26 protein-coding genes are annotated in these 26,340 nt (G+C 69.9%); 19 read left to right on the forward strand and 7 right to left on the reverse strand.

Translation table 11 applies throughout. From position 1 onward, the window contains the following. Positions 1–44 precede the first annotated feature (44 nt). From ABEG18_RS04825 to ABEG18_RS04845, 5 genes are all read left to right on the forward strand, one after another. Complete coding sequence (locus ABEG18_RS04825) at positions 45–470, forward strand: hypothetical protein (RefSeq protein WP_406856962.1); 426 nt, start codon at positions 45–47, stop codon at positions 468–470. A 277-nt stretch (positions 471–747) separates the two neighbouring features. After that, positions 748–1,449: a ribose-5-phosphate isomerase RpiA gene (rpiA, locus tag ABEG18_RS04830; protein WP_406856963.1), complete on the forward strand. Its 702-nt coding sequence runs from the start codon at positions 748–750 to the stop codon at positions 1,447–1,449. Between the two features lie 61 nt (positions 1,450–1,510). Next, on the forward strand, positions 1,511–2,044 hold the full coding sequence (locus tag ABEG18_RS04835) for a DUF2059 domain-containing protein (RefSeq protein ID WP_406856964.1): 534 nt from the start codon (positions 1,511–1,513) through the stop codon (positions 2,042–2,044). A gap of 101 nt (positions 2,045–2,145) precedes the next feature. Beyond that, positions 2,146–3,516, forward strand: a complete 1,371-nt coding sequence (gorA, locus tag ABEG18_RS04840; RefSeq protein ID WP_406856965.1) for a glutathione-disulfide reductase — start codon at positions 2,146–2,148, stop codon at positions 3,514–3,516. Between the two features lie 135 nt (positions 3,517–3,651). Beyond that, positions 3,652–5,076, forward strand: coding sequence for a pilus assembly protein TadG-related protein (locus ABEG18_RS04845; protein ID WP_406856966.1), 1,425 nt, complete (start codon positions 3,652–3,654; stop codon positions 5,074–5,076). Between the two features lie 10 nt (positions 5,077–5,086). On the opposite strand, the gene ABEG18_RS04850 is transcribed toward ABEG18_RS04845, so the two are convergent. Continuing rightward, positions 5,087–5,860, reverse strand: coding sequence for a L,D-transpeptidase (locus tag ABEG18_RS04850; protein ID WP_406856967.1), 774 nt, complete (start codon positions 5,858–5,860; stop codon positions 5,087–5,089). A gap of 302 nt (positions 5,861–6,162) precedes the next feature. Between ABEG18_RS04850 and ABEG18_RS04855 the strand changes: the two genes are divergently transcribed. Beyond that, on the forward strand, positions 6,163–7,548 hold the full coding sequence (locus ABEG18_RS04855) for a class II 3-deoxy-7-phosphoheptulonate synthase (RefSeq protein WP_406856968.1): 1,386 nt from the start codon (positions 6,163–6,165) through the stop codon (positions 7,546–7,548). 78 nt (positions 7,549–7,626) lie between these two features. On the opposite strand, the gene ABEG18_RS04860 is transcribed toward ABEG18_RS04855, so the two are convergent. Next, complete coding sequence (locus tag ABEG18_RS04860) at positions 7,627–8,457, reverse strand: outer membrane protein (protein ID WP_406856969.1); 831 nt, start codon at positions 8,455–8,457, stop codon at positions 7,627–7,629. Positions 8,458–8,625: 168 nt separating this feature from the next. Between ABEG18_RS04860 and ABEG18_RS04865 the strand changes: the two genes are divergently transcribed. Beyond that, positions 8,626–9,972, forward strand: a complete 1,347-nt coding sequence (locus ABEG18_RS04865) for a glutamate--tRNA ligase (RefSeq protein WP_406856970.1) — start codon at positions 8,626–8,628, stop codon at positions 9,970–9,972. A gap of 10 nt (positions 9,973–9,982) precedes the next feature. On the opposite strand, the gene ABEG18_RS04870 is transcribed toward ABEG18_RS04865, so the two are convergent. Continuing rightward, positions 9,983–11,179 carry a DUF2865 domain-containing protein gene (locus ABEG18_RS04870; protein WP_406856971.1) on the reverse strand — a complete coding sequence of 399 codons (1,197 nt, stop codon included), beginning with the start codon at positions 11,177–11,179 and terminating at the stop codon, positions 9,983–9,985. Between the two features lie 173 nt (positions 11,180–11,352). Here ABEG18_RS04870 and ABEG18_RS04875 point away from each other — a divergent pair, with 173 nt between their 5' ends. Beyond that, positions 11,353–11,874: a CreA family protein gene (locus ABEG18_RS04875; protein WP_406856972.1), complete on the forward strand. Its 522-nt coding sequence runs from the start codon at positions 11,353–11,355 to the stop codon at positions 11,872–11,874. A 64-nt stretch (positions 11,875–11,938) separates the two neighbouring features. Here the strand turns inward: ABEG18_RS04875 and ABEG18_RS04880 are convergent, their stop codons facing one another. Then, on the reverse strand, positions 11,939–12,265 hold the full coding sequence (locus ABEG18_RS04880; protein ID WP_406856973.1) for a hypothetical protein: 327 nt from the start codon (positions 12,263–12,265) through the stop codon (positions 11,939–11,941). Between the two features lie 479 nt (positions 12,266–12,744). Between ABEG18_RS04880 and cysS the strand changes: the two genes are divergently transcribed. The 3 genes from cysS (at position 12,745) to cimA (ending at position 16,061) form a co-directional block, all read left to right on the forward strand. After that, on the forward strand, positions 12,745–14,181 hold the full coding sequence (gene cysS, locus ABEG18_RS04885) for a cysteine--tRNA ligase (RefSeq protein WP_406856974.1): 1,437 nt from the start codon (positions 12,745–12,747) through the stop codon (positions 14,179–14,181). 136 nt (positions 14,182–14,317) lie between these two features. After that, complete coding sequence (locus tag ABEG18_RS04890) at positions 14,318–14,446, forward strand: hypothetical protein (protein WP_406856975.1); 129 nt, start codon at positions 14,318–14,320, stop codon at positions 14,444–14,446. Between the two features lie 19 nt (positions 14,447–14,465). Further along, complete coding sequence (gene cimA, locus ABEG18_RS04895; RefSeq protein WP_406856976.1) at positions 14,466–16,061, forward strand: citramalate synthase; 1,596 nt, start codon at positions 14,466–14,468, stop codon at positions 16,059–16,061. A gap of 39 nt (positions 16,062–16,100) precedes the next feature. Here cimA and ABEG18_RS04900 read toward each other — a convergent pair whose 3' ends face one another. Beyond that, positions 16,101–16,514, reverse strand: coding sequence for a hypothetical protein (locus ABEG18_RS04900; protein WP_406856977.1), 414 nt, complete (start codon positions 16,512–16,514; stop codon positions 16,101–16,103). A gap of 144 nt (positions 16,515–16,658) precedes the next feature. Here ABEG18_RS04900 and ABEG18_RS04905 point away from each other — a divergent pair, with 144 nt between their 5' ends. Then, positions 16,659–17,045, forward strand: a complete 387-nt coding sequence (locus ABEG18_RS04905; protein WP_406856978.1) for a hypothetical protein — start codon at positions 16,659–16,661, stop codon at positions 17,043–17,045. Positions 17,046–17,182: 137 nt separating this feature from the next. Here the strand turns inward: ABEG18_RS04905 and ABEG18_RS04910 are convergent, their stop codons facing one another. Further along, on the reverse strand, positions 17,183–17,785 hold the full coding sequence (locus tag ABEG18_RS04910) for a TIGR00730 family Rossman fold protein (RefSeq protein ID WP_406856979.1): 603 nt from the start codon (positions 17,783–17,785) through the stop codon (positions 17,183–17,185). A 158-nt stretch (positions 17,786–17,943) separates the two neighbouring features. Between ABEG18_RS04910 and ABEG18_RS04915 the strand changes: the two genes are divergently transcribed. From ABEG18_RS04915 to pssA, 4 genes are all read left to right on the forward strand, one after another. Continuing rightward, positions 17,944–19,371, forward strand: coding sequence for a LysM peptidoglycan-binding domain-containing protein (locus ABEG18_RS04915; protein WP_406856980.1), 1,428 nt, complete (start codon positions 17,944–17,946; stop codon positions 19,369–19,371). Between the two features lie 189 nt (positions 19,372–19,560). After that, on the forward strand, positions 19,561–21,498 hold the full coding sequence (locus ABEG18_RS04920) for an ABCB family ABC transporter ATP-binding protein/permease (RefSeq protein WP_406858533.1): 1,938 nt from the start codon (positions 19,561–19,563) through the stop codon (positions 21,496–21,498). 90 nt (positions 21,499–21,588) lie between these two features. Then, positions 21,589–22,287, forward strand: coding sequence for a phosphatidylserine decarboxylase (locus tag ABEG18_RS04925; protein WP_406856981.1), 699 nt, complete (start codon positions 21,589–21,591; stop codon positions 22,285–22,287). A gap of 66 nt (positions 22,288–22,353) precedes the next feature. After that, entirely contained in the window at positions 22,354–23,199 is an 846-nt protein-coding gene (gene pssA / locus ABEG18_RS04930; RefSeq protein ID WP_406856982.1) for a CDP-diacylglycerol--serine O-phosphatidyltransferase, read from the forward strand. 15 nt (positions 23,200–23,214) lie between these two features. On the opposite strand, the gene ABEG18_RS04935 is transcribed toward pssA, so the two are convergent. Then, positions 23,215–23,565: a hypothetical protein gene (locus tag ABEG18_RS04935; protein ID WP_406856983.1), complete on the reverse strand. Its 351-nt coding sequence runs from the start codon at positions 23,563–23,565 to the stop codon at positions 23,215–23,217. 386 nt (positions 23,566–23,951) lie between these two features. Here ABEG18_RS04935 and ABEG18_RS04940 point away from each other — a divergent pair, with 386 nt between their 5' ends. From ABEG18_RS04940 to ABEG18_RS04950, 3 genes are read left to right on the forward strand one after another with little or no spacing between them, the layout of a single operon-like run. After that, positions 23,952–24,590 carry a Maf-like protein gene (locus tag ABEG18_RS04940; protein WP_406856984.1) on the forward strand — a complete coding sequence of 213 codons (639 nt, stop codon included), beginning with the start codon at positions 23,952–23,954 and terminating at the stop codon, positions 24,588–24,590. A gap of 47 nt (positions 24,591–24,637) precedes the next feature. Then, on the forward strand, positions 24,638–25,444 hold the full coding sequence (locus ABEG18_RS04945) for an SDR family NAD(P)-dependent oxidoreductase (protein ID WP_406856985.1): 807 nt from the start codon (positions 24,638–24,640) through the stop codon (positions 25,442–25,444). Continuing rightward, the gene (locus tag ABEG18_RS04950; RefSeq protein WP_406856986.1) at positions 25,437–25,637 is read left to right on the forward strand and encodes a DNA gyrase inhibitor YacG; all 201 of its coding nucleotides are present in this window, start codon (positions 25,437–25,439) and stop codon (positions 25,635–25,637) included. The genes ABEG18_RS04945 and ABEG18_RS04950 overlap by 8 nt, the downstream gene beginning before the upstream one ends. Positions 25,638–26,340: the final 703 nt, after the last annotated feature.

The raw sequence follows: 26,340 nt of genomic DNA on the forward strand, positions 1-26,340 counted from the left end.
GGCGCGACCGCCGGCGGGACGACGGTTCTGGAGACCTAGCGACGATGAAGCGGCTCATGATTTCCCTGGTGGCGCTCGCGTCCGGCGTGGCCCCGGCCATGGCCGGCCAATTCGAGTTCATTCCCGCCCCGCAGACCGATCTGAACCGGATCTACCGGATCGACCGCGTCACCGGCGAGGTCGGCGCCTGCCAGTACGGGCAGAAGGAAGGCACGTTCGGGGTGACGCTGTGCTTCCCCGCCGGCGACGGCGCCGGCAAGCAGGAGCCGTCCGAATACAGCCTCGTCTCGTCCCGCCACGAGCGCGAGGGCGGCGTGTTCCGGGTCGACACACGCACCGGCGCGATGAGCGTCTGCTACGTCTTCGACGAGCGCGTGGTCTGCACCCCGTCCGAAAAGGGCGCGGTCGCCGACGCCTCGGCCCGCACCGGCGCGGGCGGCGAGACGACCGGAGCCGTCCGCAAGCCCTGATCCCAGGGGCCCGCGCGGAGTCCGCCGCCCGCCGAGCCTTGATCTCGCTTCTTTTCTGGCGCACCGCTGGCGTGCTAGGGGACATCGGCCGACCCTCCCCGGAGGGCCGGCGCATCCTCGTCACGAGCGTCGAACACGCGCTCGCGCCATTGAGAGCGGACATCGGCATGATCGACCATCGCGCGGCGCCCGAGCGGCGACGCCTCGTTCTCAGGCGCCCCGGCCAGACGCGGGCGTCCGTCGCCCGTCCGGCCCGCGCCGCCACAGCGGCTCGGCCGTGAGCGTCGAGGATCTCAAGCGGGAGGCGGCCGCCCGGGCCGTGGCGCTGGTCGAGCCCGGCATGCGGCTGGGGCTCGGCACCGGCTCCACCGCCAGGCACTTCGTCGACCTGCTGGGCGAGCGCGTCCGCGACGGCCTGAAGGTCGTCTGCGTGCCGACCTCCGAGGCCACCCGCGCGCAGGCTGCATCGCTCGGCGTGCCGCTGACCACCCTCGACGAGACGCCCGAGCTCGACCTCACCGTCGACGGCGCGGACGAGGTCGACGGCGACCTGCGCCTGATCAAGGGCGGCGGCGCCGCGCATCTGCGCGAGAAGATCGTCGCCAACGCCTCGCGGCGGATGATCGTCATCGCCGACGACAGCAAGCTCGTGGCGACGCTGGGGCGCTTTCCCCTGCCGCTCGAGGTCGTCGAGTTCGGCCTCGGCGCCACGCGCGTCGCCATCAAGAAGGTTTTCGCCGCGACGGACTGCGCGGGCGAACTCGCCCTGCGCCGCCGTCCGGACGGGGCGGCCGTGCGGACGGACAGCGGGCATCTCGTGCTCGACGCCGCCCTCGGCCGCATTCCCGACCCGGACGCCCTGGCGGCCCGGCTGGACGGCGTGCCCGGCCTGGTGGAGCACGGCCTTTTCATCGGCCTCGCGGACGCCGCCATCCTGGCGACCGCGCAAGGCGTCAAAGTCATCGGCGACCTCGGCTGACGCCGTGATCCCTCATCACCCTTCGTCGCGCCCCGCGCGAATCACAGACAGGAGACGCAGCGTGTCCGACATCCTTCACACGTCCAGGAGCCGCCCCTTGAAGTCCATGCTGGCCGCCGCCGGCCTCGCCCTGGCCCTCGCCGGCGCCCCGGCCGTCGCCCAGCAGGCGACGCAGCCCACCGCGACCCATCTGGCGGTCGCCCGCGAGGTGGTGGTCGCCTCCGGCCTGTCGCGCTCCTTTGAGTCGATGGTCCCGCAGTTCATGGAGCAGATGAAGTCCAACTTGCTCACCACGCGCCCGGAGATCGGCAAGGACCTCACCGAGGTCCTCGGACGGTTGAAGCCGGAATTCGACGGCCAGCGCGAGGACATCCTCAACGCCGCCGCGCGCATCTTCGCCTCCCGCCTCAGCGAGCCGGAGCTGAAGGACGTGGCCGCCTTCTACAAGTCCGCCTCGGGCCAGAAATACGTCGCCGCCCAGCCGCCCGTCATGGACGAGCTGTTCGGCCAGATGCAGGCCTGGAGCCAGCGGCTGTCGGAGTTCATGATCGGCCGGGTCCGCGCCGAGATGAAGAAGAAGGGCGTCGAGCTCTGACGCTTGCGCGCCGCCTTTAGCGCGCGCCGGCCCCAGCGCGGGCGCGCCCTCGAAACGTGAGCGGGACGGCGCGCCGCCGCCGCCGCCGCCGGGAGAACCTGATGTCCGGCTACGACGTGGATCTTTTCGTGATCGGCGCAGGGTCCGGCGGCGTTCGCGCCGCCAGGATCGCGGCCGGCTACGGCGCCAGGGTCATGGTGGCGGAGGAGCACCGCATCGGCGGCACTTGCGTCATCCGGGGCTGCGTTCCCAAGAAGCTCTATGTCTACGCCAGCCGCTTCGCGGCCGAGTTCGAGGAGGCCGCCGGCTTCGGCTGGTCCGTCCCCGAGCCGCATTTCGAATTCGCCGCCCTCAAGGCCGCCAAGGACAAGGAGATCGTCCGCCTGGAGGGCGCCTACCGCGCCAATCTGGAGCGCTCGGGGGCCACGCTGGTCCCGGGCCGCGCCGTCTTGGAGGGTCCGAACGCGGTGCGCCTCGCCGACGGCTCGCGCGTCACGGCCGAGCGCATCCTGGTCGCCGTGGGCGCGCACCCCTTCGTGCCGAACGCCATCAAGGGCTGCGGGCTGGTCGAGACGTCGAACGACATCTTCGAGTGGGAGAGCCTGCCGAAATCGGTCGTCATCGCCGGCGGCGGCTATATCGCGGTCGAGTTCGCCAGCCTCCTGGCCCGGCTCGGGTCGGAGGTCACGCTGGTGCTGCGCGCCGACAAGGTGCTGCGCGGCTTCGACGAGGACATGCGCAACGCCCTCACGGCGCATCTGCCCTATGGCGGCGTCCGGATCGTCGCCGGGGCGGAGATCGCCAGCATCGACGGGCGGGTCGGCAACATCGCCGTCAACCTCACCACCGGCGACGCGATCGCCTGCGAGCGCGTGGTCTACGCCACGGGCCGGGTCCCCAACACCGCAGGCCTTGGGCTGGCCGAGGCGGGCGTGGAGGTGGACGCCGCCGGGGCCATCAGGGTCGACCGCGCCTCGCGCAGCACGGCGGCGTCGGTCTATGCGGTGGGCGACGTCACCAACCGGGTGAACCTGACCCCGGTCGCCATCCGGGAGGGGCACGCCTTCGCCGATACGGTCTATGGCGGCCGACCCACCGAGGTCGACCACTCGCTCGTGCCCTCCGCCGTCTTCACCACGCCGGAGATCGGGTCCGTCGGCCTCACGGAGGGGCAGGCCCGCAGCCGCTGCGAGGTGACCGTCTACAAGACCAATTTCCGGCCCATGAAGGCGACGTTGTCGGGCTCGGTCGACCGCACCCTGATGAAAATCGTGGTGGAGAAGGCCACCGACAGGGTGCTGGGCGTCCACATCTTCGGCGAGGGCGCCGGCGAGATGATCCAGTGTCTGGCCATCGCGGTGCGCATGGGCGCGACCAAGCGCGACTTCGACATGACGCTGGCCGTCCACCCCACGGCGGCCGAGGAACTGGTGACCATGCGCACCCCCTGGGAGGGCGGCGGCGTCACCTGACCGCGGCTTTTATCCATGGGCAAGCGGAATGGTGACCGGACGCTTTCGAGATTCCGGCGGATACGGTTCGCACATTAACAAAAACGCGATGGATGTGAGTGCAATCTAGGGTTGCGTAACCCAGGAGTGGCTCACGTGCGTTCCCCCTTGCAGTTCAGCCGCAATGACAGCGGGATGGCGGCGGTGCTGTTCGCGGTCCTGCTGATCCCGCTCATGGCGGCGCTGGGGTCGGCGGTCGACTACAGCCGCAGCAGCACGTCGCAGGCGGCCCTGCAGGCGATCACGGATTCGACCGCCCTGGCGCTCAGCAACCCGCGCTACACCGCCGACATGATCCAGGGCGGCGCCGAGCAGATCCTCGCGGCGGAGACCAAGTCCGGCTACGCCTTCGCCAATCCGCTCCAGGTCAAGGCGTCCCTGTCCGCCGACGGCCGGTCCGTGACGGTGACGGCCACGACGTCGGTGAAGAACGTCTTCATGGCGCGCTTCGGCAACGACTACACGATCATCGGCGCGACGGCCCAGGCCTACAGGGCCGTGACCGGCAGCGTCGAACTCGTCCTGGTGCTCGACACGACGAACTCGATGTCGATGTCCAACAAGATGACGACGCTGAAGACCGCCGCCAACTCCATGGTGGACACGCTGACCTCCGACCCCAAGGCGGACGTGAAGATCGGCGTCGTTCCCTTCGCCGACTACGTCAATGTGGGCCTCTCCAACCGGTCCCAGCTCTGGCTGTCCGGCGCCACCGACTACAGCGCCGGCTGGTCCACGCCTGAGAAATGCACCGACGTCTTTCCGGTGATCCGGACCTACAACTGCGTGAAGACGACCAGCACCTGCTACAATGACGGCGTCCCCTATACGTGTTCGTCCACCAAATGCGACACCGAGCGCGCCACGACCAGCGTGCGCCAGTGCACGCCGGCGTCCAGCGGGACGGACTGGTATCGCTGGCTCGGCTGCGTCGGCTCGCGCACGCCGACCCCGCTGCGGCTGACGGACGACCAGCCGCTCGTCCCCTATCCGGCCGTGCGCATCAAGAACCCCAGCGCCAGCACCAAGCCCTGCACCACGGCCCTGATCCCGCTCACCAAGAACTACGCCGCCGTGAAGGCGACCATCAACGCCATGACCCCGAAGGGCGAGACCTATCTGCCGTCCGGCCTGGTCTGGGGCCTCAACGTGCTGTCGCCCGACGCCCCGTTCTCGGAGGGCGCCGCCTATGACGCGGCCAACAAGCTGCCCCGCAAAGTCATGGTGTTCATGACCGACGGCAACAACACGCTCTCGCTCGACAGCAGCAAGCAGTGGCACACGGGCAACAAGCGCAACGAAGCCGACGACACCACCGCCAAGCTGTGCGCCAACATCGCCAAGAAGGGCATCGAGATCTACAGCATCGCCCTGATGGTGGACGACGCCGCCGCCAAGACGCTGCTGCAGAACTGCGCCTCGGGCTCTGACCATTATTTCGACGCCACGGATTCCGCCGCGCTGGCGTCCGTGTTCTCGCAGATCGCCACGTCGCTGCAGACCACCTATCTGGGCCGTTAAGGCTTGCGCCTCACAGCGCGGCGTCGTCGATGTCGTCGTCTCGGCGGCGGCGGCGCACCTTGGCGGTCGGCGTGGCCGAGCCCGCCACGATCACCTTGGCCCCGACCGGCACGCGGTCATAGAGATCGATCACGTCCTGGTTGATCATGCGGATGCAGCCGGACGAGACGCTCTTGCCGATGGTCCAGGGCTCCACCGTCCCGTGGATCCGGTAGAGCGTGTCCTTGTTGCCTTGCCAGAGATAGAGCGCCCGCGCGCCGAGCGGATTGCCGGGGCCGCCCGGCATGCCGATGCCGCTCTGCAAATCCTGCATCTTGGCGGCGAGGTCGGGCTGGCGCTCCAGCATCTCCTTGGGCGGATACCAGTCCGGCCAGGCCTGCTTGGTGCGCACATTGGCGACGCCGGACCAGCCGAAGCCGCTGCGCCCCACGCCCACGCCGTACCGGATGGCCGAGCCGTCGCCATTCATGAAATAGAGATAGTGGCTGCGCGGATCGACCAGGATGGTCCCGGGCGCCTCGCCGCTGTCATAGGCCACCACCGTGCGGTGGAAAGCCTCCGGCACGATCGAGGGCTTCAGCCCCGGCACCGGGAAGGGCTCGCCCGCCACCGGGCCGTAGAGGCCGCCGCCCGTGGCCGGCGGACGCCGTCCGCGCATGCTGGGCTGCATCGGCTCGGGATAGAGGCCGCCCGTGCCGGCCCCGTAGCCGTAGGGCGACGGTTCGGGGGAGGAGGGCAGCCAGAAGGGTTGCCCCGCGCGCGCCGAGCCGGCCACGAGGGCCATGGCGGCGGACGCTGCTCCTGTCAGGACTGCTCGACGATGAAAATCGGCCATTCGGGCCCCCTACGCTGGTACGCTTCGCACAATCGGCGCCGTCTCAACGCAGTATGAAGCCAAACCGTTGCTTGCGCATCTGGCTTGCGCGGCGAAGCTGAGGCGAGCGCGCGACAAGCCTGTCCCATTTCAAGTCAGGCGCCGCCCTGTGGGTGGCGCGCCGCCGAAGCATTCTGTATAAGCCCGGCTTTCCGAAGAAGAACACCCTCCGCGGAGACCCGCCAGGGCCGTGGATGATGGAGGAGAGGGTGATGAGCGAGCGTTGGACCCCGTCGAGCTGGAGAGACAAGCCCATCCAGCAGGCGCCCGTCTATCCGAACGGGGACGAACTGAAGTCCGTCGAGGCGCAGCTCGCTGGTTTTCCGCCGCTGGTTTTTGCAGGCGAGGCGCGCAAGCTCAAACGGGCGTTGGGCAAGGTCGCCGCGGGCGAATCGTTCCTGCTCCAGGGCGGCGACTGCGCCGAATCCTTCGGCGAGCACTCCGCCGACAACATCCGCGACTTCTTCCGCCTGTTCCTGCAGATGGCGGTGGTGCTGACCTTCGCGGGCTCGTCGCCCGTGGTGAAGGTCGGCCGCATCGCCGGCCAGTTCGCCAAGCCGCGCTCGGCCGGGACCGAGACCGTCGACGGCGTGGAGCTGCCGTCCTACCGGGGCGACATCATCAATGGCATCGAGTTCACTCCCGAGGCGCGCCTTCCCGATCCGCGCCGCCAGACCGAGGCCTACCGGCAGTCGGCCGCGACGCTGAACCTGATCCGCGCCTTCGCGACGGGCGGCTACGCCAATCTGGAGAACGCCCATCGCTGGATGCTGGGCTTCGTCAAGGACAGCCCGCAGTCCGGCCGCTACCAGGAGCTGTCGGAGCGCATCACCGAGACGCTCGACTTCATGCGCGCCATCGGGCTCGATCCGGAGGCGCATCCGGAGATGCGCATCACGGATTTCTACACCTCGCACGAAGCGCTCCTGCTCGGCTACGAGCAGGCGATGACCCGCGTCGACTCCACCACGGGCGACTGGTACGCCACCTCGGGCCACATGCTGTGGATCGGCGATCGCACGCGCCAGCTCGATCACGCCCATGTCGAATATTGCCGCGGCGTCCGCAACCCGATCGGCCTGAAATGCGGCCCGTCGCTGAAGCCGGACGAACTCGTCAAGCTCATCGACATCCTGAACCCGCAGGACGAGGCCGGCCGCCTGACGCTGATCTGCCGCTTCGGGGCCGAGAAGGTGGGCGACCACCTGCCCGCGCTGGTGCGGGCCGTCCAGCGCGAGGGGCGCACCGTGGTGTGGTCCTGCGATCCCATGCACGGCAACACCGTCAAGGCCGCGACGGGCTACAAGACCCGCCCGTTCGACCTGATCCTGGCCGAGGTGCGCGATTTCTTCGCGGTCCATCAGGCCGAGGGGACGCACGCGGGCGGCATCCACCTGGAGATGACCGGCAAGAACGTGACGGAGTGCACCGGCGGCGCCCGCGCCATCTCGGACACGGACCTGCACGACCGCTACCACACCTATTGCGATCCGCGGCTGAACGCCGAGCAGGCGCTCGAGCTCGCCTTCCTGGTGGCCGAACAGCTCAAGCGCGAGCGCATCGCCCGCGGCCGGCCCATGGTCGAAGCCGCCGAGTAAGGCGGGCCTGAACGCCGAACGGCGCCCTCCGGGGCGCCGTTTTCGTTTCGGGAGAAGCGTCCGCCGGGGCGGGCGGGCTCAGTACTTCACGCCAGCGCCGACCCGGAAGGAGCTGACGGCCGTGCTGAGGCCCTGGTAGGAGGCCATGCCGATATACTGGTACTCGGCCCGCAGCATCACGTTGTCCAGCACGGCGACATCCATGCCGAGCCCGATGGCGCCGCCATAATTGTAGCCGGTCTTGCCGATGATCGAGTTGCGCGCGGTGGGGCCGACATTGATCCCGCCCAGACGCCCGGTATCGGGGTCGATCAGGTATTCGGTGTACTGGCTGTTCAGGGCGGCGGCGAGCCGCTGGCGTCCCACCACCAGGCCAACCGTCGCGAAGGGGAGGAAGCGCCCGAACGCGTAGCCGCCGCGCGCCTTGAGGATGGCGTAGTCGCCCATCTCGGCGCGAGCCGTGGCCGTGTAGCTGATATTGTCCGAATAGGCCCCGCGGTCCTGCCGCCGGCCGTCGGACATGGAGGTCTGCCCGAGCAGCTTGTCCTTCATGTGGGTGTAGTCGAGCTCGAGGCCGAACACGGCGTCCTCGAACATCATGTTGTAGCCGACGAAACCGCCCAGATGAGGCTGCTGGTCGGAGAAGTCGCGGCCGAGCCGCACGAAGGTCGAGGCCAGGTCATGGGCGATGTGGGCGTAGTAGGCGTCGTCCACCAGCGTCTTGCCGAGCTCCTTGGTCTTGAAGTCGGCCGTCGTCACGCCGGCGTGGATGCCGCCATAGAGGCCGCCCCAGGTGAACTCCGCCTGCGGGCCCGCATAGGGCAGGGGCGGGGCGGGCGGCAGGTAGTCCGCCGCATGCCCGAGCGTCGGGGCCGCAACCACGAGGGCGATCAAGGATAGAAAACGCATGGGTGAAACCCTTGCCTGAAGGGGGCGCTCGCCCGAAAACCGATGACTGTGATGAGTAAACCGGTAACGTTACTGTCCGGTTAAGGCGATTAACGCATGTCACGCCTGGCGCGCCGGCCCGCTTTCGGCGTCGTTGCGCCGGCCGCTCGGCTCGGCCATAAGCCACTCATGACCGCGCCCGTCGTTCGTTTCGCCCCGTCGCCCACCGGCCGCCTGCATATCGGCAATGCGCGGCCGGCGCTGCTGAACGCGCTCTTCGCCCGCCGCCATGGCGGCCGGTTCATCCTGCGCTATGACGACACCGACCTTCAGCGCTCGCGCGCCGAGTTCGCCGACGCCATCGCGGTCGATCTCGCCTGGCTCGGCGTCCGCCCGGACCTCACGGCCCGCCAGTCGGACCGGGTCGCCCTCTACGACGCCGCGGCCGAGCGCCTGCGCGCCGCCGGGCGGCTCTACCCCTGCTACGAGACCGAGGATGAGCTCGACCGCCGCCGCAAGCGCCAGGCCGCGCGAGGGCTGCCGCCGATCTATGACCGCGCCGCCCTGCGGCTGACCGACGAGGAGAAGCGCGACCTGGAGGCGCAGGGCCGGCGCCCGCATTGGCGCTTCCTGCTGGAGCACCGCTCGGTGGCGTGGGACGACCTCGTGCGCGGCCCGGCGCATGTGGAGGGGGCGTCGCTCTCCGATCCGGTGCTCGTGCGCCATGACGGCGGCTATCTCTACACGCTGCCCTCGGTGGTGGACGACATCGACCTCGGCGTCACCCACGTGATCCGCGGCGAGGACCACGTCACCAATACGGGCGTGCAGATCCAGATCTTCGAGGCGCTGGGCGGCCCCGAAGCCGTCCCTCTGTTCGGCCACCACAACCTGCTCACCACGGCGAGCGGGGAGGGGCTGTCGAAGCGGCTCGGCCATCTCTCGCTCGGCTCGCTGCGCGAGCGCGGCATGGAGCCGCTGGCCGTCGCCGCCCTGGCGGTGCTGGTCGGCTCGGCCGAGGCCGTCAGGCCGGTGCGCAGCCTCGACGAGCTGGCTCAGCTCGTGGACATCGCCCGCCTGTCGCGGGCCCCGGCGCGTTTCGACGAGGCCGAGCTCGAGGCGCTCAACGCCAAGGTCCTGCACGGCCTCGACTACGCCGACCTGGCCGACCGCCTCACGGCCGCCGGCGTGACGGGCGGCGAGGCTTTCTGGCTCGCCGTGCGGGGCAACTGCGCCGTGTTCTCCGACGTGGCGGTCTGGAAGGGCGTCGTCGAGGGTCCCTGCGCGCCCGTCATCGAGGACGCCGCCTTCGCCGACGCGGCCGCCGCGCTGCTGCCCCCCGAGCCCTGGACGGACCAGACCTGGGGCGAATGGACCAAAGCGGTGGCGCAGGCCACCGGCCGCAAGGGCAAGCCGCTCTTCATGCCGCTGCGCCTCGCCCTCACCGGGCTGGACCACGGGCCCGAGCTGAAGGCTCTGCTCCCGCTGATCGGCCGTCCCCGCGCCCTGGCGCGCCTCGCCGGCCAGGCCGCCTGACCCCCATTCGTCAGTTCTGCAGGGCCCCGCGCGGGACGCCGGCGGGCGGCAGCGTGATCGGCGGCCCGAGCGGCGGCAGGGCGTCGGAACGCACCCCGCTTTGGCCCGCTGCGGGCGGCGGGGCGGCGCGGCGCGACGGAGCCTGCGGCGCGGGCTGGCCGGCCGGAGCGCCGGGATTGAGCGTCGACGGATCGACCCCCGGGGCTCCCGCCACGGAGGAGGGCCGCGGCGCCGCGGTCGGCTTGGGCGCGGCGGCGCCCCGCAGCGGCGGCGGCGCGGGCTCTTTCGGCCGGGCCATGTCCTGCGACTGCTGCTCGGTCACCGTCACGTCGCCGGCGCGCGAGCCGATGATCTTCTCGGCGTTGGCCAGCGCCTCCACCCAGCTCTGCCCGTCCTTGCGGCACGCGCAGGTGGGATCGAAGCTCTTGCGGTACTTGAAGGCGTTCGGCAGCGCCGTATAGGGCGATCCCGCCAGCGACACGGCCGCGTCGGCCTCGCGGCCGGAGGGCTGCACGTAGAGCTCCACCTCGGCGTTGGGGCAGGAGGCCTGGCACAGGCTGGCGTCCGTCTCGAAGCGGCCCCGCGACGCGAACTGGCTGATCGGGAAATAGAACCCGTCGCACTTGCGCACGCACAGGGTCTTGCCGGAGTTCACGGCCGCCTGCTGGCCGCCGTCGAGCGGCCCCTGCGGCGCCTCGTCCTCCGGCATGGCCGGCACGTCGTCGACCGGGCTGCCGAACAGGCGCTCGAACAGCCCGGGTTGCCTAGACGACGCGATGCCCGGCTGGGCGCCCCGGCAATTCGCCTCATAGGCGGCCGAGAGCGACGCGCGCTGCGCCTCCAGCGATCCGCCGCCGACGCGCTGCGACTGGGCGTCGAGCTGCGCCAGGCCCGCCTCCAGGCTGTTGATCTTGGCCTCCACGGACGGGCATTCGGGCGGCGGCGGGTCCCCGAAGATCAGGAAGCGCTGGCGCTGGCAGCCGATGGAGCGCGCATACGCGATGGTGCGGTTGAGCTCGCCGCGCTGGCGCTGGATCTGCTCGACGATGGCCTGGCGCTGGCCGGCCGCGCCGGCGCTGCGGTCGAGCGCCGCCAGATCGGCGCGCAGGCGGTCGCAATAGGTCTGCTGGGCGTCGGCGGACCCGGCCATCGCGAGGACGCAAAGGAGCGCGGCCGCGAGGCTCGCCATCCGGGTGATTGGCTTCATCAGTCCTTGCTCCAGCAGGGCCGGGCGACCCAGCGGAATCGCGTCACGATGGTTGGACGAGCGACTTAAGAAGGTCAATGACGCCGAAAGTGTGGATGGGGCGCCTGCCGCCGCGAAGGCCTCTACCGCCGGGCGATCAAGGCCCCATATTCAGCCCGATGGAGGATCCTGGGATGAAGAACGGCGTGATGGGGTGGGCTGCGGCCCTGGCGTTGGCCGCCGCGGTCGGCGTCGGCGCGGCGCAGGCGCAGGAGCCCGACCTGGTCTTCAAGAAGTCCACGGTCTGGAAGATGCTGACCCCCGACGACAAGCTCGCCACCTATGCGCTGGACGATCCGGGCGTGGGCGGCGTCGCGTGCTTCTACACGATCCCGGAGCGGGGCGGCGTCAAGGGCATGCTCGGCGTGGCCGAGGAGCGCTCGGAGGCCTCGCTGGCCTGCCGCCAGGTCGGCCCGGTCGTCTTCAAGGAGAAGTTCGAGCAGGGCAGCGTCGTGTTCCGGCAATCCCGTTCGCTGATCTTCAAGAAGATGCAGATCGTCCGCGGCTGCGACGCCAAGCGCAATACGCTGGTCTATCTCGTCTACACGGACCGCCTGATCGAGGGCTCCCCGCAGAACTCGACCTCGGCGGTGCCGATCATGCCCTGGGGAGCGGGCACGGAGGCGCCCAAATGCGCCGACTGGGTGCAGGGCTGAACCGCAGAGTTGCGAGTCAAAAAGGGGGCCGCGGCCCCCTTCGTCGTTCCGTGCGCCGGGCGCGTCACTCGGCGCAGGTCACCGAATAGGCCTTGGCGGCGGAGGTCTGGCTCGTGGTCTGCACCGAGGCGGTCATGTCCGCCGGGTCGACGGGGCCGAACTGGGCGGCCTTGCCGAGACCATGCGCCTCGCACCAGGCGTTGGCCACGATGCTGCCGCAGGCCGCGCCGGTCGCCAGGCAGTCGGCGACCCCATACCCGTCATTGGCCGGGATCAGGAACGAGCGCTCGCCCTGAGCGGCGGCGGGTTTCGTCGACGACACGCCGATCAGGCCCGAGGCGGCGAGCCCAGCGGCGAGAACGGCGACGGAGAGAGGTCCGCGTAGCGACATGATCAGGGTCCGAGGGGTGCTGTGAGGGGGCGAACGCGATGGGTCGAGAGTGCTCATTCGACGGTATCAATCACGTTAACGGGTCCCCGGTTCCTTGCTGTGTGGCGGCGCACAACGGGTTGGTTAAGGTCGCTGCGGCAGGGGCGGCGAATAGCTGATCCGGCCGGGAACATTCAAGCGCATCGGCGCTTCTTCTCTCTTCCGCCGCAATTGCCCTGTGCGTCTGTGGCGCGCTTCACACACCGGCGAAACTTCGCCCGCGCGCCGCGCCGACCCCGCCGGGGCGCCCCCGCGCCGCCGGCGCCGAGGGCCGCACCCTTGACTGAGACGCGGCCCGCACGCATGGTGCCGCCATGATGGCCCGCACGTCCGTTATCTCGATCGTGAACATTTGCAGCTAGCGTCACCGCTGGCTGGAGCCGTCTTGGTTTGAAAAACTCGAAGCGGATCCCCAGCCAGTCTGGCGAGGGTGGAACCGCATGTCGCTCAAGCTCTACAACACGCTGACCCGCCGCAAGGAGGAGTTCGCCCCGATCGATCCGGCGAAGGTGCGGATGTATGTCTGCGGCCCGACGGTCTACGACTTCGCCCATATCGGCAACGCCCGCCCGGTCATCGTCTTCGACGTGCTCTACCGGCTGCTGCGCCATGTCTACGGCGCAGACCACGTCGTCTATGTCCGCAACATCACGGACGTGGACGACAAGATCAACGACCGCGCCGCCCGCGACTTCCCCGACCTGCCGCTGAACGAGGCCATCCGCCGGGTCACCGAATCCACCGCCGCGCAGTTCCACTCCGACATCGCGGCGCTGGGCGTGCTGCCGCCCACGGCGGAGCCGCGCGCCACCGAGCACATCGCCGAGATGCGCGAGATCATCGAGCGGCTGGTCCGGGGCGGCTTCGCCTATGTGGCGGAGGGGCACGTGCTGTTCTCGCCCGGCGCGATGAACGCCGCCGACGGCGTGCTGCCCCGCTACGGCGCGCTCGCCAACCGCACGCTGGACGAGATGGAGGCCGGCGCCCGCGTCGACGTCGCGCCCTACAAGCGCGATACGACCGACTTCGTGCTCTGGAAGCCCTCCAGGCCGGGCGAGCCCGGCTGGCCGCCCCCGGCTGGAATCGCGGGCCTCGGCCGCCCCGGCTGGCACATCGAGTGCTCGGCCATGAGCTGGAAGCATCTCGGCGAGACCTTCGACATCCACGGGGGCGGCATCGACCTCGTCTTCCCCCACCACGAGAACGAGATCGCCCAGTCCACCTGCGCCTTCGGCCACGGCGTGATGGCCAATGTCTGGATGCACAACGGCTTCCTGCAGGTCGAAGGCGAGAAGATGTCGAAGAGCCTCGGCAACTTCGTGACCATCAACGAGCTGCTGGAGACGGACAGGTTCGGCGGCCGGCGCTGGCCCGGCGAGGTGCTGCGCCTGGCGATGCTGAAGACGCATTACCGGCAGCCGATCGACTGGACGGTGGATTCCTTGATCGAGGCGGACAGAAACCTGCGTTCATGGGCGAGGTGCTGGACCGATGATGTAGAGCCGGGATTTGATCCCGGCGCCGCGGAGATCCTCTCTGACGATCTGAACACGCCTCGGCTGATCGCATGGCTTCACATGACCTTCAACGAAGCAGAGAAGGGCGACGCAGCGGCTGGAAGGCGCCTGACTGCGACACTGGCAGCCCTCGGTTTCAGTTCGTTGTTCTCGAAACTGAAGGGCGCACCCGGGACTAGCGCAGAACACAATGCGGCCATCGAGAGCCGTATCGCCGCCCGCCTCGCCGCCCGTCGCGCCAAGGACTTCGCCGAGTCCGACCGCATCCGCGACGAACTCGCCACGATGGGCATTCAGCTCAAGGACGGCAAGGACCCCGCGACCGGCGAGCCGGTCACCACCTGGGAGGTGAAGCGGTGACGCCGCGGCGCCATCCCTCCCCTCCAGGGGAGGGGGGGCCGCCGAAGGCGGTGGGTGGGGCGGCCGGGCGGGGCTCCACCCGTCCGACGCCGCGCGCCCCCACGCGCCCCGGCGCCGCCGACATCGGAGCGCGCTCATGACCGACCCCGCTGACCGCCCCACCTCCGGCAAGCCCCTCCGCCGCCTGTGGTGGCTCATGGCCCTGAAGGTCGCGCTCGTCGCCTTCGCGATCTATGTCGCGCTGCGCGCCTACCATCTCGTCTGATTTCAGAAAGACTTTCCGCATGTCCCGCGAACGACTCACGCTTTTCGACACCACCCTGCGGGACGGCGCGCAGACGACCGGCGTCGACTTCTCGCTGGAGGACAAGATCCAGATCGCCGGCATGCTGGACCGCCTCGGCCTCGACTATGTCGAGGGCGGCTATCCGGGCGCGAACCCGCTCGACACCGACTTCTTCAAGGTCAAGCGCACCCACGCGGCCCGCTTCACCGCCTTCGGCATGACCAAGCGGGCAGGGCGCTCCGCCGCCAACGACCCGGGCCTTGCGACCCTGCTCGACGCCGCCGCCGACGCGATCTGCTTCGTCGCCAAGAGCTGGGACTACCACGTGCACGTCGCGCTGGGCTGCACGCTGGAAGAGAATCTGGAAGGCGTGCGCGACAGCATCCGGGTGGCTCGCGAGCGCGGTCGCGAGGCCCTGCTCGACTGCGAGCACTTCTTCGACGGCTACAAGGCCAACCCCTCCTATGCGCTCGCCTGCGTCCGCGCCGCCTATGAGGCCGGGGCGCGCTGGGTCGTGCTCTGCGACACCAATGGCGGCACGCTGCCGCACGAGGTCGAGCGCATCGTCGGAGAGGTCTGCGGCCACGCGCCGGGCGATCATCTCGGAATCCACGCCCATGACGACACCGGCAACGCCGTCGCCAACTCGCTGGCCGCCGTGCGGGCCGGCGCGCGCCAGATCCAGGGCGCCCTCAACGGCCTCGGCGAGCGCTGCGGCAACGCCAACCTGGTCACCCTGATCCCGACCCTGAAGCTCAAGCCCGACTACGCCGACCGGTTCGAGATCGGCGTCGACGACGAGGGCCTTTCAAGCCTCACCCAGGCGTCCCGCGCGCTGGACGAGCTCCTCAACCGCGCGCCCAACCGCCATGCGCCGTATGTCGGCGCCTCGGCCTTCGCCACCAAGGCGGGCATCCACGCCTCCGCCGTGATGAAGGACCCGCGCACCTATGAGCACGTGCCGCCGGAGTCGGTCGGCAATCAGCGCGTCCTGCTGGTCTCCACCCAGGCCGGCCGCTCCAACGTTCTGGCCGAGCTGGAGCGCCTGGGCATCGAGGTGCGCCGGGACGACCCGCGCGTCGCCCGCCTGCTGGACGAGGTGAAGGAGCGCGAGGCGATGGGCTACGCCTATGAGGGCGCCGACGCCTCCTTCTTCCTGCTCGCCAAGCGGGTGCTGGGCGAGGCGCCGGAGTTCTTCTCCGTCGAGCGCTTCAAGGTCAGCGTCGAGCGCCGCTACAACGCCGCCGGCGACCTCGTCACCTTCTCGGAAGCCACCGTGAAGGTGAGGGTAGGGGGCGAGACGCTGATCTCCGCCGCCGAGGGCAACGGTCCCGTCAACGCGCTGGACGTCGCCCTGCGCAAGGACCTGGGCAAGTACCAGAGCCTCATCGCCGATCTGGAGCTGGTGGACTACAAGGTCCGCATTTTCCAGGGCGGATCGGACGCCGTCACCCGCGTGCTCATCGAGAGCGGCGACCGCCACGGCGAGCGCTGGACCACGGTGGGCGTCTCCGCCAACATCATCGACGCGTCGTTCCAGGCGCTCACCGACAGCATCACCTACCGGCTGATGAAGTGCGGGGCGCAGGTCTAGCGCCCTCGGCGCTCCGCCCAAGGCGGCGCGCGTCCTGGCCTACTCCACCAGGGTCAGCTTCGGATCGGCGCACAGGTCCATGCTCGCGCCCGAGATCTCCGTCTGGTCCGCGTAGGAGCCCATGACGTCGAAGGCGCATTCGCCCGCCTTGGCCGGCACCGTCACGACGACGCTCTTGCCCGGCGCGAGCGGCTTTTTGAGGAGGTTGCGGCCGCCGCTGTCGGCGCCCGGCGCGACGAAGCCGATGCTGGTGACGGCCATTTCGCGCTTGTTGGTGATCGTCACCTTGATGGGCTTTCCGGCTTTGGCCGCGGGCTTGGCCGGCGCCGCCTGGGCGGTCCCCGCGGCCGGGCCTGGCCCCGGCAGCGCGGCGAACAAAGCCGCCATGGCGGCCAGGGCGACCGTTCGTCCGCAAAGCTGACGAAGGCCGGCGTCGTATCGGCGAGACTGCATCATCGGCTCCTCCCTGCCGGACGAAACCGTCCGGGCGCGCATGCGTCCGGGTTCCCGGATCCTTGCCCCGGGGAGGAGCTTCCGCAATTCCGAAATCGACGTCAAGCCGCGGTCGAGTCCAAGCTTCTGGGTGTGGAGACGTCTTTGGCCGAGGCTATCGGCCTGCCCGCAATTGGAACAATTGCCAAACAAGGGCGTTCAAATGGCACGACAGGTAAGTGGTATGAGTTCAAGGAGGACAAGATGACCTACGATCCTAACGACGTCAACCGCCCGATCACCGACGATGCCATGCGTACTGGCGTGGATGCGCCTGGAACATACAGCCGTCCGCCGAGCAATACTGGCGTCATCGGCGCCATCATCGGCGTGCTCGCGGTCGTGGCCGTCGTGTTCTTCGTCTGGCGTGGTTATGAAGGCAACGAGATGAACCACGCAACGACGAGCGCGCCGACCAGCACGACGTCGCCGGCTCCGGCCCCCGCGACGACGGCTCCGACCCCGGCCCCGGCGGCCCCGAAGGCGCCATAAGCTCAACAGGGCTTCACGAAAGTCCAGGGCGAGTTCGCATCCCGCCTCGAGGACGACCAAGACGGCTGGCCGAAAGGCCGGCCGTTCTTGCATTTGGGGAGGCTGACCGGCGCGGTGGAGCTGCGCTCCCGGGCGGCCTAGAACCGCTCGGCCACCAGCTCTTCGGCCGCCTCGTCGGGCCGCGCCTTGGCGATCGCGGCGCGCAGCATCGGGATGATGTCGCGCACCCGTTCGGCGACGAGGTAGTTCACCTCAAAGCCGCTGCGCACGAAACCCTGCTCGCGCATGTGCTCGATCAGCGACAGGAAGGGCCGCCAGAAGCCGGCCACGTTGGCCACCAGGATCGGCTTGCGGTGGCGCCCCAGCTGCGACCACGTCATCTGTTCGACGAGCTCCTCCAGCGTGCCGACCCCGCCGGGCAGGGCCACGAAGGCGTCGGCCTTGTCGAACATCATCTGCTTTCGCGTGTGCATGTCCGGGACGACGATGAGCTCCTGCGCGTCCGCCAGCATCAGCTCGCGCGCCTTCAGGAATTCCGGGATGACGCCCGTCACGTGGCCGCCATGGTCGAGGACGGCGCGGGCGACGCCGCCCATCAGGCCGACATCGCCGCCGCCATAGACGAGCGACACGCCGGCCTGCGCCATGGCCTTGCCGAGTTCTTCCGCCGCCTGGGCGAAGGCGGGGTCGTTGCCGGATCCGGAGCCGCAGTAAACGCAAATCGATCGAAGGTCAGTCATGACTTTATGTTGCATCGCACCGTCGGGAGGTCAACGCGGCCGCCCGTCGCCAGGGACCGATTGCGGGCCGCAGCTTGCAGCCCCATCTCCATGCTAGGCGCTGGGTCACGGAATTTGCTAAGACTTTGGAGGCAGGGCGTACGAGTAGGGCGAATATCATGCTGGGCTGGATCAAGATCGCGGCGTTGCTCGGGGGAGTCGCCTTCCTGGGCGGGCTGATCGCCGTGTTCGGCCTGCCGTCCAACCTGGCCCGCAACGCGCCGCCCGCCGCAGACGTTCCGGCCGTCGCGCCGTCCCCAGGCGCAGCGCCGTCCGCAGGAGGAGGCTCCTCCCCAGGAGGCGCCTCCGCAGGAGGCACGATGGTGACGGTCCCGCCCGTCGCGTCGATGGCGCCCGCCGGCCAGGCCCCGGTCGCACAGCCCTCCGCCGGCCAGCAGGTCGCCGCCGCGCCGGCAGGCTCCGTCCCGGCGTCCGGGCCAGCCGCGTCGCTCGCCGCGCCGGCCGCGCCGGCCGATTCCACCGTCCCGAGCTTCGACATCGTCCGGGTGGAGCCCGCCGGCGACGCGGTGATCGCCGGTCGCGGCGTCCCCGGGGCCGTCGTCGAGCTGCTGCGCAACGGCCAGGTGCATGACCGCGCCCAGGTCGACGCCAGCGGCCACTTCGCCATGGTGCCGCCGCGGCTGCCGCCGGGCGCGCAGGACCTGACGCTCGCCGTCACCCCGCCGGGCGGCAAGCGCGAGCTGTCGACGCAGAGCGTCACCGTCTCGGTGCCCGACAAGCCGAACGGCGAGGTCATCGTCGCGCTCGCCTCGCCGGACAAGCCGACCCAGATCCTGTCGCGGACGCCGCCGGCCTCGCCGGCGCCCAACGCCCCGCCGGGCGCGCTCGCGCCGGGGCAGGTCGCCTCGGCCGGCGGGACCGCGGCCGCCCCGTCCGGAGGCCCGCGCTCGCGCGTGCTGCTCTCCACCGTCGAGGCGGACGAGACCGGCAAGTTCTTCGCCACCGGCCAGGCCGCGCCCGGCGCCTCGGTGCGCCTCTATCTGAACGACACCTTCCTGGCGACCGCCAAGGCCGCCCCGGACGGGAAATGGTCCTTCACCATCGCGCGCGGCCTCGAGCACGGGGTCTACCGGGTCCGCGTGGACGATGTCGACGCCGCCGCCGACGGCAAGGTGCTGTCGCGCGCCGAGGCGCCGTTCGACTACACCGCCCGCGTGGCGTCGCTGGCCAATTCCGGCGCGGTCGCCGCCGTCACGCCGGCGCCCGCCCCGGCGCCGTCCCCCGACGCCTCGGCGCCGGGCGACGCGGCCCGGCCCGGCCCGGCCAGCCGGCCCGGCGAGCCGGCGAAACCCGGCGAGGCCGGCGGTCATCAGGTCGCCTCGGCCGACGGCGCCAATGTGGTCGTGCCGGAGATCCGCACCACCTTGGTGGCGCGCGGCGACAGCCTGTGGCGGATCAGCAAGAAGACCTATGGCAGCGGCCTGCGCTACACGGTGATCTACGACGCCAACCAGCAGCAGATCCGCGACGCCGACCTCATCTATCCCGGCCAGATGTTCGTCATCCCGGGGCAGAAGCAGCCCTGAGCGTGCTGCGAAGAGGTGGAATCCGGCTTTTCGCACGAAGCATGCGACGACCAGGTACAGCATGGTCTGCCGCCGTCGCGGGCTCTCGCGAGCGACGCCCGCCCAAATGATGGGCGGACAAGGGGTGCACCGCGGCGCGCAGGGGCCTATATAGCGCCTGACCCTGATTGGACTCGTCGCATGAACGTCATGACGCCCCCGCCCGCGCCCAAGGGCGCGGCTCCCGCGCCGCGTCGGCCGATTCCGGGCGGATCCTCGCGCATCTCGGCCGACAAGGGTTCGCTCGGCTCGACCATCCGCGGCCTGTGGCCCTATCTCTGGCCCTCCGACCGGGCCGACCTGCGCCGCCGCATCCTGTGGGCGACGGTTCTGCTCTTCATCGCCAAGCTGGTCACCGTCGGGGTGCCGTTCACCTTCAAGTGGGTGACGGACGCGCTCGTGCCGCCCGGGCCCAACGGGCCGCCGACCAGCATTCCGATCGAGGCGCTGGTCGCCGCCCCCATCGCGCTGGTGCTGATCTACGGCCTCGCCCGCACCCTGATGGCGCTGCTGACGCAGTGGCGCGACGCGCTCTTCGCCACCGTGTCGATGCACGCCGTCCGGCGCCTCGCCTTCGAGGTGTTCGAGCACATGCACCAGCTGTCGCTGCGCTTCCACCTGGAGCGCAAGACCGGCGGCCTGACCCGCGTGCTGGAGCGGGGCCGCAACGGCATCGAGACCATCGTCCGGATGGTGATGCTCACCGGCTTCCCCACCGTGGTGGAGTTCGCCCTCATCCTGGGCGTGCTGGTCTACCAGTTCGACTGGCGCTACGCGGCCGTCACCGTGGCGATGATCGCGGCCTATATGTGGTACACCACCAAGGCCACCGAGTGGCGCATCGCCATCCGTCGCACCATGAACGAGAGCGACACGGACGCGAACACCAAGGCCGTCGACAGCCTCCTCAACTACGAGACCGTGAAGTATTTCGGCTCCGAGGAGCGCGAGGCCGCCCGCTACGACAAGTCGATGGAGCGCTACGAGCGGGCCAGCGTGAAGGCCTATGTGTCGCTGGCCATCCTCAACGCCGGCCAGGCGACGATCTTCACCATCGGGCTCACGGTCTGCATGGCGATGGTCGTGTCCGGCATCCGCGAGGGCCGCCACACGGTGGGCGACCTCGTGATGATCAACGCCATGCTGATCCAGCTCTACCAGCCGCTGAACTTCATGGGCATGGTCTACCGCGAGATCAAGCAGGCTGTCGCCGACATCGAGCAGCTCTTCGAGATCCTGTCGCGCGAGCCCGAGATCGCCGACAAGCCGGGCGCCCCGCAGCTCGCCGTCTCCTCCGGGGCGGTGCGCTTCTTGAACGTCCAGTTCGCCTATGTGCCGGAGCGCCCCATCCTGCGCGGCGTCTCCTTCGAGGTGCCGGCGGGCAAGACCGTGGCCATCGTCGGCCCCTCGGGCGCCGGCAAGTCCACCATCTCGCGCCTTCTGTTCCGGTTCTACGAGCCCCAGTCCGGCCGCATCCTCATCGACGGGCAGGACATCGCCGACGTCAACCAGAAGAGCCTACGCGCCGCCATCGGCATGGTCCCGCAGGACACCGTGCTGTTCAACGACACCATCGGCTACAATGTGCGCTACGGCCGCTGGGAGGCCAGCGAGGAGGACGTCTACAAGGCGGCCGCCCTGGCCCAGATCGACGGCTTCATCCGCTCCCTGCCGGAAGGCTACGACACCAGCGTCGGCGAGCGCGGCCTCAAGCTGTCGGGCGGCGAGAAGCAGCGCGTCGCCATCGCGCGCACCATCCTGAAGGCGCCGCCCATCCTGGTGCTGGACGAGGCCACCTCGGCCCTCGACAGCTTCACCGAAAAGGACATCCAGGACGCCCTGGAGCGCATCTCGCGCGGCCGCACCACGCTGGTGATCGCCCACCGGCTCTCCACCGTGATCAACGCCGACGAGATCATCGTGCTGGACAAGGGCGTCATCGCCGAGCGCGGCTCCCACACCGAGCTCCTCGACCGCGACGGCCTCTACGCCGCCCTGTGGAACCGCCAGCGCGAGGCCGACGAGGCCCGCGAGACGCTGGAGCGCACCCGCGCCGCCGAGGGGCTGGTCGAGAAGGCTCCGGTCTGAGCCGCGCCGCCCCGGCCCCCGCCGCAGGGCGGCTTGACCTGCCGGGCCGGCCCGTGACAACTGCCCGCCTGATCAAGGGAAGCTGAACGCATGTCGATCGTGAAGTCCATCCGCCGGCAGGCGACCCCCATTCACCGTGAGGGCTGGCCCTTCATCGCCGGATTCGCGGTGCTGGCGCTGATCCTGGGCTGGATCTGGGGACCGCTGGGCTGGATCGGCTGGATCCTCACCGCGTGGTGCGCCTATTTCTTCCGCGATCCCGCCCGCACGGTGCCGGTGCGCGAGGGGCTGGTCGTGTCGCCGGCCGACGGCCGCGTCTCCCAGATCCTGGCCTGCGTGCCGCCGGCCGAGCTCGGCCTGTCCGAGACGCCGCTGGTGCGCGTCTCCATCTTCATGAACGTCTTCGACTGCCACGTGAACCGCATGCCGGTGTCGGGCCGCATCGTCACGATGGTCTACCGCCCGGGCCTGTTCCTCAACGCCGAGCTGCACAAGGCCAGCGACGACAACGAGCGCAGCGGCATGGTCATCGAGAGCATGACGGGCCGCTACGGCGTCGTGCAGATCGCCGGCCTCATCGCCCGGCGCATCGTGCCCTTTGTCAAGGAGGGCGCCACGCTGGGCGTCGGCGAGCGCTTCGGCCTGATCCGCTTCGGCTCGCGCGTCGACGTCTACCTGCCGGAGGGCGTGCGCCCGCTGGTCGGCGAGGGCCAGAAGGCGATCGCGGGCGAAACCGTGCTGGCCGACGCCAGGGCCGCGGACCCGGCCCGCGGCTTCGCCCTCATCTGAGCCGCGCCGCATTCGTGTTTGGCCGATTGTGCTCTAAGCTGCGCGCCGCATGAGCGAACCCGCCCGATGACCGACCTCTTCCCGCCCTACGAGCCTGGCGACGAACCGCGCCGGCGGCGCTTCAAGCCCGTGCCGCTGCGCGTGCTGCTGCCCAATCTGGTGACGCTCCTGTCGCTGTGCGCGGGCCTCACCGCCATGCGCCTCGCCATCGAGGGCGACGACAAGCTCGACCGGGCCGTCATCGCCATCCTGATCGCGGCGGTGCTCGACGGCCTGGACGGCCGGCTCGCGCGCCTGCTGAAGGGCACCTCGCGCTTCGGGGCGGAGCTGGATTCGCTGGCCGACTTCGTCAGCTTCGGCGTGGCGCCGGCCATCATCCTCTACACCTACAGCCTGCACGTGCTGCCTTCGCTGGGCTGGCTGGTGACGCTCGCCTTCGCGATGGCCTGCGCGCTGCGGCTGGCGCGCTTCAACGTCTCCATCGACGATCCCATGCGGCCGGACTGGCAGAAGAACTTCTTCGTCGGCATCCCGGCGCCCGCGGGGGCGCTGGCGGGGCTGCTGCCGGTCTACATCCACCTCGTCGGCGTCGAACGGCCCGCCGGCTTCGTGGTGCTGGAGGCCGTCTACGTCCTTTTCATCGCGCTCATGATGGTGAGCCGCATCCCGACCTATGCGGGCAAGACGCTGGGCAGCCGCGTCCCGCGCGAATGGGCGATCCCGCTGCTGCTCGCGGTGGCGCTGTTCATCACCCTGCTGGTGATCCACACCTTCGCGCTGCTGCTCGTGCTGACGGTGATCTATCTCGGCCTGATCCCGCTGGGCGTGCGCAAATACCGGGTGCGCGAGCGCCTCGACAGGCGCTCGCCCGCGATGACGCCGGAGCCGGCGAACGCGCCGGGCGATCATTAAGCCGGAACGCGCGCCTCAGCGCGCGGGCTTGACCAGCCGCTTGGCGTTGGCGCGGGCCCGCCGGCTCATCGGCGCGGTCGCGGCCGTGGCGATGTCGGCGAAGCCGTGGGCGAAATCCGCCGGCTCGCGCACGGCGCCGAAGAAGGCCCCGGCCCAGAAGGTCGCGAAGGCGACCTGGGCGGCCACGAAGCCCTCGATCGAGGCCTCCACCTTCTCGGCCAACATGCGGTGGGTTTCGGCCTGCGCCTTGGCGTCCTGCGGGCCGAGCAGGATGGGCGCGCGCGCCGCGATGGTGATGGCCGAGGCGAAGGACGTCTCCGCCGCCATCATGGACAGTTCGGCGGCGCGAATATTCAGGCGATGCATGGCCTACTCCGGCGTCCAACCCTCCCGGGATGGCCCGGGATCCCTCGTCTACGCGCGCTCGACCAATCAGTTCGTGTCTGAACTATCTTAAGCTTTACCGCGCGGTAAGTCGATGGCCGCGGCGAATCGCCTGGGCGACCGGTCCACGCGCCATCCTCTCACGTCGCGGCTCGTCCCGTCGCCCGCCTGGAGCATGCTGCGAAAAGGTGGAATCCGGCTTTTCGCACGAAGCATGCGACGATCAAGAAACCCAGCCCATGCTGTGTTTCCATCACAACACAGCATGGGCTGGCGCCGGCGGACGCGCTGTTTGCAACCTGCGGGCTTTCCAGTACGGTCCGCGCCGCAAATCGGCCGCGCGAGCGGCGCTGAGACCGGAGAGTTCCTTGGCCGCAGAGCCGAAAGACTGGCGACCGAAGCTCATCCTCGCCTCGGCGTCCCCGCGGCGTCTGGCGCTGCTGCAGCAGATCGGGATCGAGCCCGACGCGCTCCTGCCGAGCGATCTTGACGAATCGCCGCTCAAGGGCGAGCGCCCGAAGGCGCTGGCGCGTCGCCTCGCCCGCGAGAAAGCCGAGCGGGCGCTGGGCGTGCTGCGCACCCGCGACGAGTTGAAGGGCGGCTTCATCGTCGCCGCCGACACCGTGGTGGCGCGCGGCAGCCGCATCCTGCCCAAGCCCGAGCATGTCGACGAGGCGGCGCAGTGCCTGCGCCTGCTGTCGGGTCGCGGCCACCGGGTCTATACGGGGCTGTGCGTGGTGACGCCCAAGGAGGGCTTCCGCGAGCGGGTGGTGGAGACCAGGGTCGCCTTCAAGCACCTGTCGCGCTCCGACATCGAGGCCTACCTGGCGTCCGGGGAGTGGCGCGGCAAGGCTGGCGGCTACGCCGTCCAGGGCCGGGCGGCGGCCTTCGTCACCAAGCTGGTCGGCTCCTATTCGTCCGTCGTGGGGCTGCCCCTCTACGAGGTCATGGCGCTGCTCGGCGGAGAGGGGTATCCCATCCACATGTCGTGGCTGAACAGCCTGTAGGCGTCCGCCAGGACGGGCAGGGCGCCGGACAGGCGAGGGGAGGCAGCATGGTCGATCGTCTCAGCGGCAAGGTCGCGCTGGTCGTGGGGGCTGGATCCATCGGTCCGGGCTGGGGCAACGGCAAGGCCACGGCCGTCACCTTTGCGCGCGAAGGCGCGCGCGTGGTCTGCGCCGACCTCAACCTCGCCGCCGCCGAGGAGACCGCCGAGATCATCCGGGACGAGGGCGGCGACGCCATCGCGGTCCAGGCGGACGTCACCCGCCTGGCCGAGATCGACGAGATGGTCGAGGCGACCCTCGCCGCCTATGGCCGCATCGACGTGCTCGACAACAATGTCGGCATCGCGGTCGTGGGCGGGGTCGTCGAGATCGAAGAGGACGAGTGGGACCGCGTCCTGGACGTGAACCTGAAGAGCGCCTTCCTGACCATGAAGCGCGTGATCCCGGTCATGGAGCGCCAGGGCGGGGGCTCCATCGTCAACATCTCGTCGGTGGCGTCGATCCGCTGGACAGGCATCCCCTACGCCACCTATTACGCCTCGAAAGCGGCCCTGAACCACCTCACCAAGACCACCGCCGTGCAATATGCGGCGCAGAAGATCCGCGTGAACGCCGTGCTGCCCGGGCTGATGAAGACGCCCATGGTGGCCGCCTCCGCCGGCCTCGCCGCCACCTATGCGGCGGGCGACGTGGAGGAGATGTGGCGCAAGCGCGACGCGCAGGTGCCCATGGGCCATATGGGAGAAGGCTGGGACGTCGCCAACGCGGCCCTGTTCCTGGCCAGCGACGAGTCCCGCTACGTCACCGGGCTGGAGCTCATCGTCGACGGTGGATTGACCCTGAAATATGCCTGACGACGCCCCTCTGCCCGCCAACGACCCCGCCCCGCAGACCACGGGCGTCTGCCCCATGTGCGGCAAGCCCACGCAGCTGAAATATCGCCCCTTCTGCTCCAAGCGCTGCGCCGACGTCGACCTCTCGCGATGGCTCAACGGCGTCTACGCCGTCCCGGTCCAGCCCACCGACGAGGAAGACGAAGAGAGCTGACCGTCGCCCTTCTCGACGGCTCAGCCCCACCCAGCCCCTCATCCCGAGGAGCCATGCGCAGCATGGCGTCTCGAAGGACCATGCGGAGTTTGCCTAAACCCCACCCCCGTCATCCCCGGCGCGCCGCAGGCGCGGGAAGGGGATCCAGAGAGGCCGGGCGAAGGGCGCCCACGTCCCAACCCGCCCGGACCCCCGTCCCGGCGCTCCGCGCCGCCGGGGATGACGCCCTTCTCCCCGGCACGGGGAGAAGGTGGCCCGAAGGGCCGGATGAGGGGCCGGACGGCGCCACGGCTCGCCGCCCCGCTTGACAAGCGGATAAAATTCCTATACCCTGTCCATGCTCCGGTCCACGGAGGGGCGTCTGCAGCGTGACGGATGGGGATCGGGGGCGGCGGCCGTCAAAGCCGGGCTCACGACCCGGTCGAGGCGGCGGACGGAAGACAAGGTCCGACCAGCGACAACGCGAAGGGGCTGAAAGCGCCCCGGGATCTTCCTGTCGTCCTCCAACGCTGCGCGCGGAGCGGCGGGGCCTGGCGGCCTCCCGGCTTTCACTCTACCCACCCCACTCGCCGTGGGGTCCCCAGCGACGCCGCTCCGCGCCGCCCTCCACCTATCCCTCCGGGCCGAAAGGCCGCGGAGCTATCCGTGTTTCCCTTCTCCCCGGCACGGGGAGAACGCAGCCCGCAGCGCCGGATGAGGGGAC

The organism is Alsobacter sp. KACC 23698 (assembly GCF_045348435.1).
Lineage (GTDB): Bacteria > Pseudomonadota > Alphaproteobacteria > Rhizobiales > Beijerinckiaceae > Alsobacter.

Excerpts from the sequence above, each read along its gene's own strand:
- ABEG18_RS04915 (WP_406856980.1), top strand. The coding sequence starts at position 17,944 with ATGCTGGGCTGGATCAAGATCGCGGCGTTGCTCGGGGGAGTCGCCTTC.
- ABEG18_RS04875 (WP_406856972.1), top strand. The coding sequence starts at position 11,353 with ATGAAGAACGGCGTGATGGGGTGGGCTGCGGCCCTGGCGTTGGCCGCC.
- ABEG18_RS04920 (WP_406858533.1), top strand. The coding sequence starts at position 19,561 with ATGACGCCCCCGCCCGCGCCCAAGGGCGCGGCTCCCGCGCCGCGTCGG.
- ABEG18_RS04825 (WP_406856962.1), top strand. The coding sequence starts at position 45 with ATGAAGCGGCTCATGATTTCCCTGGTGGCGCTCGCGTCCGGCGTGGCC.
- pssA (WP_406856982.1), top strand. The coding sequence starts at position 22,354 with ATGACCGACCTCTTCCCGCCCTACGAGCCTGGCGACGAACCGCGCCGG.
- ABEG18_RS04945 (WP_406856985.1), top strand. The coding sequence starts at position 24,638 with ATGGTCGATCGTCTCAGCGGCAAGGTCGCGCTGGTCGTGGGGGCTGGA.
- ABEG18_RS04935 (WP_406856983.1), bottom strand. The coding sequence starts at position 23,565 with ATGCATCGCCTGAATATTCGCGCCGCCGAACTGTCCATGATGGCGGCG.
- ABEG18_RS04855 (WP_406856968.1), top strand. The coding sequence starts at position 6,163 with ATGAGCGAGCGTTGGACCCCGTCGAGCTGGAGAGACAAGCCCATCCAG.
- ABEG18_RS04880 (WP_406856973.1), bottom strand. The coding sequence starts at position 12,265 with ATGTCGCTACGCGGACCTCTCTCCGTCGCCGTTCTCGCCGCTGGGCTC.
- cysS (WP_406856974.1), top strand. The coding sequence starts at position 12,745 with ATGTCGCTCAAGCTCTACAACACGCTGACCCGCCGCAAGGAGGAGTTC.
- ABEG18_RS04950 (WP_406856986.1), top strand. The coding sequence starts at position 25,437 with ATGCCTGACGACGCCCCTCTGCCCGCCAACGACCCCGCCCCGCAGACC.
- cimA (WP_406856976.1), top strand. The coding sequence starts at position 14,466 with ATGTCCCGCGAACGACTCACGCTTTTCGACACCACCCTGCGGGACGGC.
- ABEG18_RS04860 (WP_406856969.1), bottom strand. The coding sequence starts at position 8,457 with ATGCGTTTTCTATCCTTGATCGCCCTCGTGGTTGCGGCCCCGACGCTC.
- ABEG18_RS04870 (WP_406856971.1), bottom strand. The coding sequence starts at position 11,179 with ATGAAGCCAATCACCCGGATGGCGAGCCTCGCGGCCGCGCTCCTTTGC.
- ABEG18_RS04925 (WP_406856981.1), top strand. The coding sequence starts at position 21,589 with ATGTCGATCGTGAAGTCCATCCGCCGGCAGGCGACCCCCATTCACCGT.
- ABEG18_RS04865 (WP_406856970.1), top strand. The coding sequence starts at position 8,626 with ATGACCGCGCCCGTCGTTCGTTTCGCCCCGTCGCCCACCGGCCGCCTG.
- gorA (WP_406856965.1), top strand. The coding sequence starts at position 2,146 with ATGTCCGGCTACGACGTGGATCTTTTCGTGATCGGCGCAGGGTCCGGC.
- ABEG18_RS04900 (WP_406856977.1), bottom strand. The coding sequence starts at position 16,514 with ATGCAGTCTCGCCGATACGACGCCGGCCTTCGTCAGCTTTGCGGACGA.
- ABEG18_RS04850 (WP_406856967.1), bottom strand. The coding sequence starts at position 5,860 with ATGGCCCTCGTGGCCGGCTCGGCGCGCGCGGGGCAACCCTTCTGGCTG.
- ABEG18_RS04910 (WP_406856979.1), bottom strand. The coding sequence starts at position 17,785 with ATGACTGACCTTCGATCGATTTGCGTTTACTGCGGCTCCGGATCCGGC.
- ABEG18_RS04890 (WP_406856975.1), top strand. The coding sequence starts at position 14,318 with ATGACCGACCCCGCTGACCGCCCCACCTCCGGCAAGCCCCTCCGCCGC.